The sequence below is a fragment of the Salifodinibacter halophilus genome (genome assembly GCA_012999515.1).
GTDB lineage: Bacteria > Pseudomonadota > Gammaproteobacteria > Nevskiales > Salinisphaeraceae > Salifodinibacter > Salifodinibacter halophilus.
This window is the reverse complement of sequence record JABEEB010000782.1, coordinates 1-233: the sequence shown is the minus strand read 5'-3', so window position 1 is coordinate 233 and position 233 is coordinate 1. Positions and strand designations below refer to the sequence as shown.

Below are 233 nucleotides of genomic sequence, written 5' to 3'. Positions count from 1 at the left end.
GCCGCGATGAAGGCCGAGGAACACGCCGAGGGCAAGGACGCGCAGGGTGCCGTAATGGCGTCGGATGCGTTCTTCCCGTTCCCGGACGGCGTGGAGAAGGCGGCCGACGCGGGTATCGAGGCGGTCATCCAGCCCGGCGGGTCCGTGAACGACGAGGAGGTCATCGAGGCGTGCGACGAGCGCGGGATTGCGATGGTGTTCACCGGCCAACGGTGCTTCAGGCACGACTGAAC

General features: G+C 67.8%; 1 protein-coding gene. It reads left to right on the top strand.

Annotated elements, in window-relative coordinates:
• A partial coding sequence (locus HKX41_13715; GenBank protein NNC25190.1) for a phosphoribosylglycinamide formyltransferase occupies positions 1 to 231 on the top strand: 231 nt, incomplete at its 5' end.
• Between the last annotated feature and the right edge of the window lie 2 nt (positions 232 to 233).